Genomic DNA, 14469 nt, shown 5'->3' on the forward strand with positions numbered 1-14469 from the left:
TCAATGTCCTTTGATGGAAGTTGCGACAGGATAGGCAGAGAGGAAGCGCGCGCGCAAGATCAGCACCCAAACCAGCACGGCGACGGCTTGGTGAACGATTGCGATCTCGACCGGGGCTGCGGTCATGACTGTGACGATGCCGATCACGAGTTGGAGGCTCAGTGCTGCGAACACGGCGTTGAAGGCAAATTGCGTCGCCTTGTGTGCGCTCCGGCGTCCCCGCAGCCAGACCACAACGGCAAAGGCAAAAAGAAGATAGCCGGCAACCCGGTGAATGAACTGAACAAGCCCCGGATTTTCAAAGAAGTTTTTCCACAGAGGCTCAATCATGAAGGGGCGCGGTGGCAGGATCTGCCCCCCCATAAGCGGCCAATCGGTGTAGGATCGCCCTGCATCAATGCCAGCCACCAGCGCACCCAGCAGGATCTGCAGGAAGGCAAAGTGCAAAAGGCCGGTGCTCATGCCAAAGAGCTTTGTCTCCTTCAGGCGCCGTGCCTGCATCAGGTCGCGTTCTTCGCGCCCGAGAAGAAACATGTACCAGGCCAGGAAACCGAGGATCACAAAGGCCAGGCCGAGGTGTGTCGCCAGCCGGTATGAGGCAACCGACGTCATCCCCTCACCAAGCGTCACACCGGAGGCAACCATCCACCAACCGATAGCGCCCTGAACACCGCCGAGGATACCCGGAAGCAGCAAACGCCCGGTCCAGCCAGTTGGAATGCTTCGGGTGACAAGAAAGCCGAAAAAGCCCAAGGCCCAGATCAATCCGATCACACGACCAAGCTGGCGATGGCCCCATTCCCACCAGTAAATAGTTTTAAAGTCAGAGAGTTCCATCCATGTGTTCATCAGATGGTACTGGTCGATCTGCTTGTATTTCTCGAACTCGGCCTGCCATTCGGCTTCGCTCATCGGCGGCACCGCGCCGGTCACGGGACGCCATTCCGTGATCGAGAGACCAGAGTCGGTGAGACGCGTCAGGCCGCCGACTGCAATCATAGCCACTACCAGTGCAAACAGCACCGCAAGCCAGACACGGATCGCACCGCGCGCGCCCCGGCGCTTGCGATCAATCCCGCCCGGCGTTGGCGAGGACTGTTGTTTGCTGTCGGAGGAGACTTCCTCAAAAATCGTGCGATTGCTCATCTTGGCCTCACATCTTAATCTTGCAGGACGCTAGGGTCTGAGGGTGGAAAGGTCCAGCGAGAGTTAGTCCTCTTCGCGCTGCTTCCAACGGACCATCTGTCGCATCACCCCATGTAGCATTTGCACATCAGCGCGCGTCAGTTGCATCCGGCTCCAGAGGTTGCGGAACACTGTCTTCATGCCGGGAGCTTTTTCGGGCGGGAAGAAATAGCCCGCTTCCGTCAGGCGCTCCTCATAGTGGTTCACAAGGGCTTCCACCTCTTGATTGGTTGCCCATTCGGATTTCCCGATTTCAAAGGTCTCATGCGCGACCTGCTCCTGCTGGCGGCGCCATTCATACGCGGTCAGCAAGACGCATTGCGCAAGGTTGAGCGAGGCAAACTCCGGGTTCACCGGCACAGTGATGATGGCGTTGGCCTTGGCAATGTCATCATTTTCCAATCCAGCGCGTTCCGGACCAAAGAGAACGGCAACCTTCTCGCCCTGCGCCATCAGTTCTGCGGCCTTCTTCATTGCCCCTTCGGGGCTGAACACCGGTTTGGTCAGCTCGCGCGGGCGCGCCGTGGTGGCAAAGACATAGGTGCAATCCGCCAGCGCTTCGGGCAGGTCCTGTGCCAGTTGCGCTTCGTCGAGGAGGCGCCCCGCTCCGGAGGCCATGGCCACGGCCTTGGGATTTGGCCAGCCATCGCGCGGCGCAACGATACGCATGCGGTCGAGGCCAAAGTTCCACATGGCCCGCGCGGCCCCACCGATGTTTTCACCCATCTGAGGGCGCACGAGCACAAAGTCAGGTTGAGGACGGTCTGAGGGCATCTTGGAACTCCGCAAAAATCGGCTCTGCCTTACTGTCTGCGCCGGGTTGGGGCAAGGCTTCGGGGTGGGAAAACCCACGCGATCCGTGCCCAAATCCTTGCGTTGCGCGTGAATTCGGGTAAATACCCGCCAATCACGCCAACAGGAGCCCTGACAATGGACAGCGCAGAGCAGACACCGGAGCAGCCGCAGATTTACCTGGTCACGCCGCCGAGCTTTGAGCTGGGGCAGTTTCCCGGCCAGTTGGCCCGCGTTCTGGACGAGATTGAAGTCGCCTGTGTCCGGCTCGATCTGGTGAGCCGCGATGAGGACACCCTGAGCCGTGCGGCCGACGCCCTGCGCGAAGTCACCCACGCCCGCGACATTGCGCTGGTGATATCGGATCATCAGATCCTCGCTGAACGGCTGGGGCTCGACGGGGTGCATCTGACGGATTCGTCGAAATCCATCCGCAGCGCCCGCAAGGCTCTGGGCACAGAAGCCATTGTCGGCTGTTTCTGCGGCGCCTCGCGTCATGAAGGCCTCACCGCCGGCGAAGCAGGTGCGGATTACGTCTGTTTCGGTCCGGTCGGGGCCTCTGGGCTTGGCGATGGGGCGATGGCAGAAGCGGATCTGTTCCAGTGGTGGTCCGAGATGATCGAAGTCCCGGTCGTGGCTGAAGGCGGTCTCACCGACGATGTGGTGCGCAATATCGCTCCCTTTACGGATTTCTTTGCCGTCGGCGAAGAAATCTGGCGCGAGGAGGATCCGGTCGCAGCGCTGAAGTCGCTTCAGGCGGCGATGGGCTAACCACCGCACAGACCATTTCAACCTTACCAATGATTGCGCGGCATCGCCCGGCCGTGCACAGTCATTCCTGTTGCGACAAGAGGCTTCCGGCACTGCAAATGGGCTTGCGGGGGCCAACGAAAGGCGTCATGAGATCCCTATGACTGAAAGCGCTGATTTTTCCAAACCTGATATTCTCTGTGTCGGTTCCGTCCTTTGGGACATTATCGGCAGAAGCACCATGGAGATGCAGCGTGGTTCTGACATGCCCGGGCGCATCACCCGCCTGCCCGGCGGAGTTGCCATGAACATCGCGATGACGCTGGCGCGTTTTGGAATGAAACCCGCCGTGCTGAGCGCCATTGGGCGCGATCCCGAAGGGGATGAGCTGGTTTCGGCCTGTGGGCATCTGGGGCTGATGACGGACTATCTATATCGCTCGGAGGATTTGCCGACCGATCGCTACATGGCGGTTGAGGGTGCCAATGGGCTGATCGCGGCGATTGCCGATGCGCATTCGCTCGAGGCGGCAGGCGACAAGATCCTGCGCCCCCTCGTCGAGGGCCCGCTGGGCTCGGCCGATGCGCCGTTTGAAGGACCGGTTGCGCTTGATGGGAACCTGAAGCTGGTGCTTCTGGATGAGATCGCGACCCATCCTGCCTTTGCGCGCTCGGATTTGCGCGTCGCGCCCGCCTCGCCCGGAAAGGCGGAACGGCTGCGCCCGTTTCTGACCCATGCGCGAGGTACGCTTTACGTGAACCTCGAAGAGGCAGGCCTGCTGTGTCAGGACCAGTTTACCGACAGTGAAACCGCTGCACAGGCGCTGCTGGCGCGCGGGGCTGCCCGCGTTCTGGTTACCGATGGTGGCCAATCCGCCACCGAAGCCGATGCCAGCGGTCACCGCACCCAAGTTCCGCCACGCGTCACCGTCGCCCGGGTCACCGGCGCAGGCGATACGTTCATGGCCGCCCATATCGCTGCTGAGGCGCGGGGAGAAGACCGCGACAGCGCGCTCGCTTCTGCGCTTCATGCAGCCGCAACCTATGTTTCCGGAGAACCACCCCTTTGATCGACATTACCTATTCCGCAGAAGTCGACGCAGCCCGCGCGGCAGGCAAACCGATTGTTGCACTTGAAAGCACCATCATAACCCACGGTATGCCTTACCCGCAGAATGTCGAGGTGGCCGCACAGGTCGAGGCTGACATCCGCGCTGCAGGCGCTGTGCCCGCGACGATGGCTGTGATCAATGGCACATTGCATGTCGGGCTTGAGGCCGACACGCTGAAGTCGCTCGGTCAGGCCAAAGACGTCGCTAAAATCTCGCGTGCTGATTTTGCCGCCTGCATGGCGACGGGCGGCACCGGGGCAACCACGGTGGCCGCGACCATGATCGCGGCGCGGCTTGCCGGTATCTCCGTCTTTGCCACGGGCGGCATTGGCGGTGTTCACAAAGGTGCTGAGACGAGCTTTGATATTTCTGCCGATCTGCTGGAGCTGGCGCAGACGCCTGTGACGGTTGTGGCCGCTGGCGCCAAAGCAATCCTAGATGTTCCGAAGACGCTAGAAGTTCTTGAAACACAGGGCGTTCCGGTCATCGCCTATGGTCAGGACAGCTTTCCTGCGTTCTGGTCCGCGACATCGGATCTGAAGGCCCCGCTGCGTATGGACAGCGCCACCGAGATTGCTCGCGCGCATTTCCTGCGCGGCGCGATGGAGTTGCCCGGCGGTCAGCTGGTGGCAAACCCGATCCCTGTCCAGGACCAAATCGCAGCCACCGACCTGGCCCCGATCATTGCACAAGCGCAAAGCGAGGCAGATGCACAGGGTGTGACCGGCAAGGATGTGACCCCCTTCCTGCTGCAGCGCATTTTTGAGCTTACCGAGGGGCGGTCTTTGGAGGCCAATATCGCACTTGTGCGCAACAACGCGCGCCTTGCGGCTGAAATTGCCAAAGAATTGGCCAAACTCTGAGACAATCTTAACCGGCTCGCATGCGAAACCATTGTAGCGCAGGGCGACAGTCCCTAATTTGCATGCGAGCCAACTAGATAGCAGACCATGAACACGCCATTTGACGAGACCCCGCCCCCGCCCCGCCGTCCCGGGCTCTTTGCCCGCCTTCGGTCGTCCTTTCTGACGGGGATTGTCGTCATTGCGCCAGTCGGTCTGACGATTTGGCTCCTTTGGACCGTGATGGGCTGGGTGGATGGCGTTGTTCTGCCGCTGGTGCCAAATACGTTTCAGCCGGAGCAGTATATCGGCATCAACCTGCGCGGTGTCGGGCTGATTATCTTCCTGCTCTTCACCATTGTGGTGGGCTGGATCGCCAAGGGCATCATCGGGCGTTCGCTCATTGGGTATGCCGAAAGCCTGGTCAATCGGATGCCGGTAGTGCGATCAATCTATTCCGGGATCAAACAGATCTCGGAAACGGTCTTTGCCCAGACCGAGCGCAGTTTTGAAAAGGCCTGCCTGATCCAGTATCCGCGTCGCGGCATCTGGGCGATTGGGTTCATCTCGACCACCGCCAAGGGTGAAATCGTCAAACACACGGAAACGAGCGGGCGTCTCGTAGGTGTTTTTGTGCCCACCACTCCGAACCCGACCTCCGGTTTTCTTTTGTATTTTCCCGAAGAGGACGTGGTCGAGCTCGACATGACCGTCGAGGACGCGGCAAAGCTGGTGATTTCGGCGGGTCTGGTCTACCCCAATGGCAAGGACGCAGCCGAGGCGCTTGAGGAAAAAGCCGCCAAAGAGCTTTCCTGATCAGCCAAACATCTCAACAAGATCAACGGTTTGCCGTTGATTGAGGTCGTCTCTATGGGCTGCTAGAAACGCGTCGGCTGCGTTGCGCCCCGCTTCTTTGAGCATGTGAAGGACCTGCGGGATCGGTATGAGCTTGGTGGTCACCGAAAGTCGCGTCATCAAGGCATCATCAGCAATCATATGCACCAGAACCCGCTTCATCTGGCCTTCTCCAATATTGCCCTGCGAAATCAGCCTTTGCACAAACGAGATCGCGCGGAGTTCGCGAAGCAAGGACGAGTTGAAGCTTATCTCATTGATCCGGTTTTGAATGTCATGAGCCGTCTTTGGCACTTCCTCACGCACCAGCGGATTGATGTTCACAACAATCAGGTCGTCAGGAAGGTCGTCGCGAAACAGCGGAAACAGCGCCGGATTCCCAGTATAGCCGCCGTCCCAATAGGACTCGACATGCCCGGTCTCGGGATTATCAATCTCGATCGCCTGAAACAGATTGGGCAGGCAGGCCGAGGCCAAAATGGCGTCGGTTGAAACATCTGTTCCGGAGAACACCCGAACTTTGCCGGTTTGAACGGATGTGGCGCAAATAAAGAGATCAGGCCCCGCATCGGCGCAAACCTTGTCGAAGTCGAATTGTTCAACGACCGGTCGTAAAGGGTTTCGATAAAATGGACCGTAGGTATAGGGGGAGATCGCCTGGCTCATCGCCTCAAGTGGAGAAAAAGGCGCAGCCACCTTGAGCGCGCCCAGGATTGGAGCGGCGTCAAAGCCGGCGATCCAATTTGCCATCCGCATGTCGCCCACAGCCCCCATGCGTGCCCAGAGCCGATCCAGGGACGCCTTGGCGCCTGCACGCCCCTCTTTGGCCATGCCCGCCTTGAAAGCCGCACCGTTGAGCGCCCCCGCAGAGGTTCCGGTAATGGCTGCGACCTCAATGTCCGGATCTTCCAGGATTCGATCCAGCACCCCCCAGGTGAAGGCACCATGTGCGCCGCCGCCCTGCAGGGCCAGATTGATCTTTTTGACCATGGTTGCTGTTTCCCTCGCGTTCCGGTCCTGAACATTCAGGTCCCGGCACAGATGCGCGCTGCCGGTTCAGTGCCCCGGCCGCGCGCAGGCATCCTCAGAGTGCGGTCCAGCCGCCGTCGACGCTGATGGTGGTTCCGGTGATTTGCTTGGCCGCATCCGAGCAGAGGAAATTCACGGTCCCGCCCAGTTGTTCGACGGTGGCAAACTCTCGCGAGGGCTGGCGTTCGAGCATCACCTTCTTGATGACCTCTTCGCGCCCCATGTTGTATTTCTCCATGGTGTCAGGGATTTGCGCCTCCACCAATGGGGTCAGGACATAACCCGGACAGACCGCGTTGCAGGTGATCGGCTCTTCGGCGGTCTCAAGCGCAACGGTTTTTGTCATGCCCACAATCCCGTGTTTGGCCGCGACATAGGCCGATTTATAGGGAGAGGCCGTCAGCCCATGGGCCGAGGCGATGTTTACCACCCTGCCCCAACCGGCCGCGCGCATCATCGGCAGGGCCGCCGCCGTGGTGTGAAACGCAGAGGTGAGGTTGATCGCAATGATCGCGTCCCATTTTTCGGTGGGGAAGCTGTCAATCGGGGCAACATGCTGGATGCCGGCATTGTTCACAAGAATATCGCATTGGCCCGCCGTCTCGATCAGCGCGCGGCATTGCTCCGCTTTGGACATATCCGCCTGAATATAACGCGCCTCCACTCCGAATTCCTTGCCGATCTCGGCGGCGATGGCGTGGTCTTCATCGCGATCGGTGAAAGAGTTCAACACAACATTGGCGCCAGCCTTGGCCAATTCCCGGGCGACACCCAGACCGATTCCGGAATTGGACCCGGTGATCACTGCGGTTTTACCTTTGACGGACATGAGCATTCCTCTGCTAGCCTGTTTTCCTTTCACTCAGCTTCGCATGCTGCAGGCGCAAAATAAACGCCCTTCGGATCGGAAATTTACATCACAGGAGTGCAACGCGGGAATTGGCTGCTGCACCGGGCGCGGTCACCACAAAAGAAAAAAACGCCGGCACGAAGCCGGCGTTCAGTTATTGAGGCAGGTTTCATACAGGCAAGAAACCTATCGAGCAGTGACACTGTTATAAGCAATTTCTGGCCTCGGTCCAAGCTAAAAGTTTGAACTCTTCCCGTAGCCCAGATAGCGTCATGACTTATGAAAATAAGGGCAGCGCAGGATTGTTCTCAAAATGAGACCATTATTTTTCTCTTCTATCCGCTCAGCCGTGGCTGGAATCACGTTTCTCACCGGGGCGTCCTTTGCGGCCGCAGAATCAGCCCATGGCATCGCCATGTATGGCGATCCCCAGCTTTCGCCGGGGTTTGAATCTCTGCCCTATGTGAACCCCGAAGCCCCAAAAGGCGGCGCGGTTGTATTTGGCAATCTGGGCGGTTTTGACTCCCTCAATCCATTTACCCAGAAAGGCAACCCTCCCTGGCAAATGCGGTTCTGGGGCTACGAGAGTTTGATGGGGCGCTCCTATGACGAGCCGTTTTCGCTCTATGGGTTGCTGGCCGAATCGATTGAAACGCCAGAGGACAGATCCTGGGTCGAATTCACGCTGCGCGAAGAGGCCAGGTTTTCGGACGGCACCCCGGTCACGATCGAGGATGTCATCTGGTCCTACGAGACACTCGGCACCGAGGGAAACCTGCGCTATCGCGGTTTCTGGGCCAAGGTTGACAGCATCGAGCAGACCGGCCCGCGGAGCCTGCGGCTGACGTTCAATGTCGAGGATCGCGAGCTCGCGTTGATCGCTGGGCTGCGACCCATCCTCAAGAAGTCACAGTGGGATGGGCGTGACTTTGCAGATGCTCCGCCGAATGAGGCCCCCATCGGCACGGCGCCCTATGTGGTGAGCGACTTTGAACTTGGTCGCTCTGTGACTTTCACCCGCAACGCTGACTATTGGGGCAAGGATCTGCCACTGCGCCGGGGCACCAATAATTTCGACGAAATGCGACTCGAGTTCTTTGGCGACCAAACGGTCCTCTTTGAAGCCTTCAAGGCAGGGGAACTCTCGGCGGTGCGCGAATTCAATGCTGCAAAATGGGATAGCGATTACGGTTTTGCGCGCGTGCAAAATGGGGATGTCATCAAGACGGAAATTCCCAATCAGAAACCCTCGGGCATGACGGGGCTTGTGATGAATACGCGGCGCGCACCATTGGATGACTGGCGGGTGCGGCAGGCTCTTATCGAGGCGTTCAACTACGAGTTCATCAATGACACGCTGACCGGCGGGCGACTGCCGCGCATCACCTCTTATTTCTCGAACTCTTACCTGTCGATGCAGCCGGGAGAGGCAACAGGTCGTGTGGCAGAGCTGCTGGAGCCCTTCGAGGATGCGCTTCTTCCCGGCACGCTCGAAGGCTATGCGCTTCCGGTTTCTGACGGCAGCGAGCGCAACCGCGCCAATCTGCGCCGTGCCCGCGCCCTGTTGCAGGATGCCGGCTGGACCGTCGGAGACGACGGGATACTGCGCGACGCGAAGGGCGACACGATGGCGCTCAAGGTTCTGCTCCAGAATGGCAACCTCGGCGAAGCTGAGATGCAAAAAGCCGTCGACATCTATGCCACCGCACTGGAACGTCTGGGGATCAGCCTGACGACAGACCTCGTTGACAGCGCACAATATGTCGAGCGCCAGGACGCCTATGAATTTGATCTGACCTTCTTTCGCCGCGCGCTTTCGCTCAGCCCCGGCAACGAACAGATGCTCTATTGGGGCAGCGCAGGGGCGGACACGCCCGGCTCTCGTAACCTGATGGGCATGAAAAGCCCCGCTGCCGAGGCGATGATCCAGCATATGCTGACGACCAAATCCTCGGAAGAGTTCATTGCCGCAGCCCGTGCTCTGGACCGGGTTTTGACCGCAGGACGCTATGTGATTCCCATCTGGCAGTACGCAAAAAGCCGCATCGCGCATGAGGCAAGCCTGCGCTACCCGATGCGCATCCCGATCTATGGCGATGGCATCTATTACATGCCCGAGGTCTGGTGGAACGCCTCCGAATAGTCCTCTAACCGGCCCTCTGGGCCGGTTTTTTTTCGCATCTGGCGAGGGGATCGAGTGGAAAATCATGCGCTGTTTTGCCACTGAAACGGCGCCTTTGAGCGAGGACACAGGCAGCACTGGCTCTGCCAAGATGAGCCTAATGTTTCAAATCCACTAAATTCTTATGACATTGTTGTTGTTTCTTGCTAGATTTGCGGCACAGAGTTCGAAATCTGTCTCAGACGCGAGTGATCCGATGTTGAACTGCACTGAAGTCGATCTTGCTCAGAGTTTGCCACGCCTGCGACAGCGGTTCCCGGGCTTTGTGGTCGATTCCAAATTCACTGCCAAGGCGCGTGGTGAGGATCTCGTCCGTGCGCTCGCCACCTCTCAAGGAATATCGATGACAGAAGCCCGCGAAGAGATGCGGGATTTTCTTTATCTGGAAAGCCTCAGAGCGGAGCTCAGCCTGACGCGTTGACCTCCACCGGCCCCGCCAGCAGGCAGGTCCGTGAAAGACTTCCGCTAGAATTGCCAGCTCACATCTGATTGAGCGATGTCACCCAGAGAATAGTCGCGTCTTCGGAACTGACCGAGATCACATTGTGCCCCATGGCGCCGTCATAATAGGCGCTGTCGCCTCGGCGCATCTCCACCGGTTCGTAAAACTCTGTATAGAGTTTTACGACCCCCGTCAGGACATACATGAATTCCTCGCCGTCATGGCGCACCCAGCCATCAAATTCATCCATGGAGCGCGCGCGCACGCGGGCGCGATAGGGCAGCATGTTCTTGCGTGTCAGCCCATCTGCCAGCAGTTCATGCTCGTAGGTTGCCGTGGCATGCGCAGAGCCCTCGCCGAATTTGGTCACGATCATGCGGCCATTGACCTGATCGCGCTGCGGCGGCGTAAAGAGCTGCGGCACGGAAATCTGCAGGCCGACTGCCAGCTTCTTGAGCGCGTCATAGGTCGGGGACATCTGGCCGTTTTCGATCTTGGACAAAGTGGATCGCGCAAGTCCGGCCTGGCTGGCGGCATGTTCGAGTGTCCAGTCCCGCTGCTTGCGCAGCTCGCGCACACGCGCGCCCAGATCTAATGCTTCGGGCGCGCTTTGATCGCCATTGGCGTGCGCGATAGAGATGAGTTTCTTCGGGTCGCGTTCCTGCATAGCAACCCTATAAGTCTGCACGCAGGGCCTTGCAACGCCGACTTGCTCGAATGCGCACCTCAGGATAGGCATTTCACCATGCTTTCCATTTTTGACACCGGCGCACCGCCTGCCTGCCCCCCAGCTTTCAATCTTGCGACGCATGTCTTGCGCCACGCCGCGGACCGTGCCGACCACCCCGCACTGGTGATTGCAGGCCCGGAGCAGGATCAGATCTGGACCTATGCTGCCTTTGAACGCGCGGTGCGGGGAACCGCACGGGGCTTTCTCGAATTCGGGTTCAAGCCCGGCGATATCCTCTTGATGCGATTGGGAAATACCGTCGAATTCCCGATCACGTTTCTCGCCGCGATCCTGGTCGGTATTGTGCCAGTGCCGACATCTTCGCAGCTGACCAAACGCGAGGTCGCGCGGATGGTGGAGGATCTATCCCCCGCAGGGATCGTCAGCGCGCCTGACATCGCCACCCATCCGCACTCGCGCGCGGTCTCTCTCGATAGGCTGCGCGCCATGCAGTCCTGCCCACCAGCCGACGCCGTGCTCGGTGATCCGGATCGGCTCGCCTATATCGTCTATACCTCTGGCACTGGCGGATCTCCGCGCGCGGTGCAACATGCCCATCGGGCTATCTGGGCCCGGCAGATGATGATCCGCGACTGGTATGACCTGAGCCGAAATGATCGCCTGCTGCATGCAGGAGCCTTCAACTGGACCTTTACCCTTGGTACCGGGATCATGGATCCGCTGTCCGTCGGTGCAACCGCCATCATTCCATCTGCCGACACGGATCTTTTGGACCTGCCGCGGGTATTGACGCGCACTCAGGCTACGATCTTTGCCGCCGTACCAGGTGTTTATAGAAAGATTCTGAAGTGCGACACCCTGCCCGTTCTCCCTGACCTCAGACATGGGCTTGCAGCGGGTGAGGCTCTGAGTGGCGATATCCGCGACGGCTGGAAAGATCGAATTGGCACCCCGATCTTTGAGGCCTTTGGCATGTCAGAATGCTCCACCTTTATCTCCTCGGCCCCGCATCGCCCTTCTGTCGCTCAGAGCATGGGCGCGCCACAACGCGGCCGCAGAATTGCGATCATCGGCGAGGATGGCCCCGCTGCAATCGGCGAAGAAGGGATCATCGCGGTTCACCGATCTGATCCCGGTTTGATGCTCGGCTACCTCAATGCCCCCGAGGAGACTCGCGCGCGCTTTGACGGTGAGTGGTTTTTGACCGGGGATCGTGGCATCATGCGGGCGGATGGCCAGATCATCTATTGCGGGCGCAACGACGATATGATGAATGCAGGGGGCTTTCGCGTCTCCCCGCTCGAGATCGAAGCGGTGTTTGCGACCCATCCCGGTCTGTCTCAATTTGCGGCGGCTGAGGTGGAGGTGAAACCCGGCGTCCACATCGTCGTGGGCTTTTTCAAGGGTCGCGAGGATGTGACCGAAATGGCGCTACAGGCTTTTGCACAAGAGCGTCTGGCCGCGTACAAACGCCCAAAGACTTATAAGCGCCTGGCGGAGTTTCCAACCAACCCGAATGGAAAACTCTTGCGCCGCGCCCTGCCCGATCTGTTTAAGGACTGACCCATGACTGAACCGCTTGCGCAAGTGAAACTCGATATTCTGTCGGATCCGATCTGCCCCTGGTGCTATATCGGCAAGACCCATCTGGACCGCGCTCTGGCAGAGGCGCCAGATCATCCTTTTGTGATCGAGTGGCACCCGTTCCAGCTCAATCCTGATATGCCACACGATGGCATGGACCGTCGTACCTATCTGGAAACGAAATTTGGTGGCAAAGACAACGCGGTAAAGGTCTATGCTCAGATCGCGGAGCATGCGCAGGCCGCAGGTGTCGAGATCAACTTCGAAGCCATGCAGCGCACCCCGAACACGATCAACGCGCATCGTCTGATCCATTGGGCCGGATTGGAAGCCAAACAATCCGACGTCGTCGACGCTCTGTTCAAAGCCTATTTCGTCGAGGGCAAGGATATTGGCGATCCCGTGGTGCTCGCCGATCTGGCCGAACAAGCAGGCATGGAGCGCGCCGTTGTTGAGCGTCTTCTGAATGGTGATAGCGATGCAGAGGACATCCGCGCACGCGACGCGCATTCGCGCAAGATGGGTGTCAATTCGGTCCCGACCTTTGTGATTGCCAATCAGCATGTGGTGCCGGGTGCGCAGCAGCCCGAGCTCTGGGCGCAGGTCATAGCGGATATTCGCGCTCAACTTGAACAATCGGCCGCCGCATCAAACTCGCCTGAAGAAGGTGATGCAGTGCATTAATAACACGCGTGTTTTGCGGATCTGGCTCGCCCAGGCCGCCGGACATCGCTCCAGAGCGCACAGGGATCTGTGCGCTCCTTTAACACTTGAAGCACTTCCCGCCACATTCATATCGTGCTAGCGCCGTTGGGCTGGTGGCCGAACCTTTCGCAGAGTGCGCCTATGTTCATGTCACCGCGAGAGGTTACACATGATTGAAAAACGCAAAAAAGCCCTGCCGCAGGGCGAATTCATTGCTCTGATCGCGATGATGTTTGCAACCATCGCGTTCTCGATCGACGCGATGCTGCCCGCACTTCCGGAAATCGGCGCAAGTCTAAGCCCTGACGATATAAATCAGGCTCAACTTATTATTTCTTCCTTTGTTCTTGGCATGGGGGTTGGCACCTTTTTTACCGGCCCCCTGTCAGATGCCTTCGGGCGCAAGCCGGTGATCTTTGTTGGCAGCGGTCTCTATTGCCTTGGCGCTCTGGCTTCGTTTTTCAGCCAGTCTCTGGAGACTATTTTGATCTCGCGGCTGCTGATGGGGCTTGGGGCTGCTGGCCCACGGGTGGTCGCGATCGCGATTGTGCGCGACCTTTATGTCGGGCGCGACATGGCGCGCATCATATCGCTCGCGATGATGATATTTACGCTGGTGCCTGCCTTTGCGCCCCTGCTCGGAAGCGGCATCATTGCTGTCTCCAGCTGGCGAGGAATCTTTGTCGCCTTTGCGGTGTTTTCGCTGATCACCGTGCTCTGGATGAGCATCCGTCTTGAGGAGCCCTTGCCCCGGGACAAGCGTCGGCCTTTCCGGTTGCCGCAGCTCATGGGCGCGCTTCGCGAGATGGTCAGCCATCCAACCGTACGTCTCTCGATCATGGCGCAGACCTTTTGCATGTCGATGTTGTTCACTGTTATCATAATGGTACAGCCCGTTTATGATGTCGTGTTCGCACGCAGCGAAAGCTTTCCCTTCTGGTTCATGATGGTCGCTCTGATGGCCGGCACCGCCAGCTTGTTGAATGCCTCTTTGGTGGGGCGCATTGGTATGCGGCGCATGGTGACCTGGGCATTGGGTGTTCAGATCCTCATCAGCACAGGTGTCTTCGCCCTGACACAGCTCTCCTTTGGCGAGCCGACGAGCTTTTACATTTTTGTCTTCTGGCAGACGAGCGTATTCTTCATGGTAGGGCTCACCCTCGGAAATCTGAATGCTATCGCCATGGAGCCAATGGGGCACATCGCTGGCATGGCAGCGTCCGTCATGGGTGCCCTTTCCACCGTGGCGGCAGCCGTGATTGCCGCGCCGATTGGCCTTCTGTTTGACGGCACGATCATCCCGATGGTTGGCGGTGTACTTGCAACCGCTGGCCTGGCATTCATCGTAATGCTCTGGATGGGGCGCGTTGAGGCGGCAGCAACTCCCGCATAAAAGAACAGTCCCTCTGTCAGGCAGAGGGACTGTTTTAAATCAACACCTTATGTAGATC

At 58.8% G+C, this 14469-nt stretch carries 14 protein-coding genes; 9 read left to right on the forward strand and 5 right to left on the reverse strand.

Annotation, left to right across the window (positions count from 1 at the left end; genetic code table 11):
- Positions 1 to 1146 carry a heme A synthase gene (gene ctaA / locus ACZ1HH_RS06345; protein WP_472636169.1) on the reverse strand — a complete coding sequence of 382 codons (1146 nt, stop codon included), beginning with the start codon at positions 1144 to 1146 and terminating at the stop codon, positions 1 to 3.
- A gap of 63 nt (positions 1147 to 1209) precedes the next feature.
- The gene (locus ACZ1HH_RS06350; RefSeq protein WP_416368406.1) at positions 1210 to 1959 is read right to left on the reverse strand and encodes an RNA methyltransferase; all 750 of its coding nucleotides are present in this window, start codon (positions 1957 to 1959) and stop codon (positions 1210 to 1212) included.
- Between the two features lie 156 nt (positions 1960 to 2115).
- On the opposite strand from ACZ1HH_RS06350, the gene ACZ1HH_RS06355 reads away from it, so the two are divergent.
- The 4 genes from ACZ1HH_RS06355 to ACZ1HH_RS06370 all read left to right on the forward strand — a co-directional run bounded on the left by ACZ1HH_RS06355 (position 2116) and on the right by ACZ1HH_RS06370 (position 5496).
- Complete coding sequence (locus ACZ1HH_RS06355; RefSeq protein WP_416368407.1) at positions 2116 to 2748, forward strand: thiamine phosphate synthase; 633 nt, start codon at positions 2116 to 2118, stop codon at positions 2746 to 2748.
- A gap of 139 nt (positions 2749 to 2887) precedes the next feature.
- Positions 2888 to 3796, forward strand: a complete 909-nt coding sequence (locus ACZ1HH_RS06360; RefSeq protein ID WP_472636170.1) for a PfkB family carbohydrate kinase — start codon at positions 2888 to 2890, stop codon at positions 3794 to 3796.
- Positions 3793 to 4701, forward strand: coding sequence for a pseudouridine-5'-phosphate glycosidase (locus tag ACZ1HH_RS06365; protein WP_472636171.1), 909 nt, complete (start codon positions 3793 to 3795; stop codon positions 4699 to 4701). Before ACZ1HH_RS06360 ends, ACZ1HH_RS06365 begins: the two co-directional genes overlap by 4 nt.
- A gap of 87 nt (positions 4702 to 4788) precedes the next feature.
- The gene (locus tag ACZ1HH_RS06370; protein WP_011538679.1) at positions 4789 to 5496 is read left to right on the forward strand and encodes a DUF502 domain-containing protein; all 708 of its coding nucleotides are present in this window, start codon (positions 4789 to 4791) and stop codon (positions 5494 to 5496) included.
- Here ACZ1HH_RS06370 and ACZ1HH_RS06375 read toward each other — a convergent pair whose 3' ends face one another.
- Both ACZ1HH_RS06375 and ACZ1HH_RS06380 read right to left on the reverse strand, forming a co-directional pair.
- Positions 5497 to 6525, reverse strand: coding sequence for a patatin-like phospholipase family protein (locus ACZ1HH_RS06375; RefSeq protein WP_487320432.1), 1029 nt, complete (start codon positions 6523 to 6525; stop codon positions 5497 to 5499). It abuts the gene before it with no gap.
- 94 nt (positions 6526 to 6619) lie between these two features.
- Positions 6620 to 7393, reverse strand: coding sequence for a 3-hydroxybutyrate dehydrogenase (locus tag ACZ1HH_RS06380; RefSeq protein WP_011538681.1), 774 nt, complete (start codon positions 7391 to 7393; stop codon positions 6620 to 6622).
- A 334-nt stretch (positions 7394 to 7727) separates the two neighbouring features.
- Here ACZ1HH_RS06380 and ACZ1HH_RS06385 point away from each other — a divergent pair, with 334 nt between their 5' ends.
- Entirely contained in the window at positions 7728 to 9557 is a 1830-nt protein-coding gene (locus ACZ1HH_RS06385; protein WP_472636172.1) for an extracellular solute-binding protein, read from the forward strand.
- 235 nt (positions 9558 to 9792) lie between these two features.
- Positions 9793 to 10017 carry a hypothetical protein gene (locus ACZ1HH_RS06390; RefSeq protein WP_044026743.1) on the forward strand — a complete coding sequence of 75 codons (225 nt, stop codon included), beginning with the start codon at positions 9793 to 9795 and terminating at the stop codon, positions 10015 to 10017.
- A gap of 58 nt (positions 10018 to 10075) precedes the next feature.
- On the opposite strand, the gene ACZ1HH_RS06395 is transcribed toward ACZ1HH_RS06390, so the two are convergent.
- Positions 10076 to 10705, reverse strand: coding sequence for a helix-turn-helix domain-containing protein (locus tag ACZ1HH_RS06395; RefSeq protein ID WP_011538684.1), 630 nt, complete (start codon positions 10703 to 10705; stop codon positions 10076 to 10078).
- 78 nt (positions 10706 to 10783) lie between these two features.
- Between ACZ1HH_RS06395 and ACZ1HH_RS06400 the strand changes: the two genes are divergently transcribed.
- The 3 genes from ACZ1HH_RS06400 to ACZ1HH_RS06410 all read left to right on the forward strand — a co-directional run bounded on the left by ACZ1HH_RS06400 (position 10784) and on the right by ACZ1HH_RS06410 (position 14411).
- Positions 10784 to 12292 (forward strand): class I adenylate-forming enzyme family protein, encoded by a 1509-nt coding sequence (locus ACZ1HH_RS06400; protein ID WP_472636174.1) that lies wholly within the window; start codon positions 10784 to 10786, stop codon positions 12290 to 12292.
- Positions 12293 to 12295: 3 nt separating this feature from the next.
- Positions 12296 to 12997 (forward strand): DsbA family oxidoreductase, encoded by a 702-nt coding sequence (locus tag ACZ1HH_RS06405; protein ID WP_472636175.1) that lies wholly within the window; start codon positions 12296 to 12298, stop codon positions 12995 to 12997.
- Positions 12998 to 13187: 190 nt separating this feature from the next.
- Positions 13188 to 14411 (forward strand): multidrug effflux MFS transporter, encoded by a 1224-nt coding sequence (locus tag ACZ1HH_RS06410; RefSeq protein ID WP_472636176.1) that lies wholly within the window; start codon positions 13188 to 13190, stop codon positions 14409 to 14411.
- Positions 14412 to 14469 lie beyond the last annotated feature (58 nt).

The organism is Epibacterium sp. HA2-3, from assembly GCF_055693725.2.

Excerpts from the sequence above, each read along its gene's own strand:
- ACZ1HH_RS06405 (WP_472636175.1), top strand. The coding sequence starts at position 12,296 with ATGACTGAACCGCTTGCGCAAGTGAAACTCGATATTCTGTCGGATCCG.
- ctaA (WP_472636169.1), bottom strand. The coding sequence starts at position 1,146 with ATGAGCAATCGCACGATTTTTGAGGAAGTCTCCTCCGACAGCAAACAA.
- ACZ1HH_RS06390 (WP_044026743.1), top strand. The coding sequence starts at position 9,793 with ATGTTGAACTGCACTGAAGTCGATCTTGCTCAGAGTTTGCCACGCCTG.
- ACZ1HH_RS06355 (WP_416368407.1), top strand. The coding sequence starts at position 2,116 with ATGGACAGCGCAGAGCAGACACCGGAGCAGCCGCAGATTTACCTGGTC.
- ACZ1HH_RS06370 (WP_011538679.1), top strand. The coding sequence starts at position 4,789 with ATGAACACGCCATTTGACGAGACCCCGCCCCCGCCCCGCCGTCCCGGG.
- ACZ1HH_RS06380 (WP_011538681.1), bottom strand. The coding sequence starts at position 7,393 with ATGTCCGTCAAAGGTAAAACCGCAGTGATCACCGGGTCCAATTCCGGA.
- ACZ1HH_RS06395 (WP_011538684.1), bottom strand. The coding sequence starts at position 10,705 with ATGCAGGAACGCGACCCGAAGAAACTCATCTCTATCGCGCACGCCAAT.
- ACZ1HH_RS06350 (WP_416368406.1), bottom strand. The coding sequence starts at position 1,959 with ATGCCCTCAGACCGTCCTCAACCTGACTTTGTGCTCGTGCGCCCTCAG.
- ACZ1HH_RS06410 (WP_472636176.1), top strand. The coding sequence starts at position 13,188 with ATGATTGAAAAACGCAAAAAAGCCCTGCCGCAGGGCGAATTCATTGCT.
- ACZ1HH_RS06385 (WP_472636172.1), top strand. The coding sequence starts at position 7,728 with ATGAGACCATTATTTTTCTCTTCTATCCGCTCAGCCGTGGCTGGAATC.
- ACZ1HH_RS06400 (WP_472636174.1), top strand. The coding sequence starts at position 10,784 with ATGCTTTCCATTTTTGACACCGGCGCACCGCCTGCCTGCCCCCCAGCT.
- ACZ1HH_RS06375 (WP_487320432.1), bottom strand. The coding sequence starts at position 6,525 with ATGGTCAAAAAGATCAATCTGGCCCTGCAGGGCGGCGGCGCACATGGT.
- ACZ1HH_RS06360 (WP_472636170.1), top strand. The coding sequence starts at position 2,888 with ATGACTGAAAGCGCTGATTTTTCCAAACCTGATATTCTCTGTGTCGGT.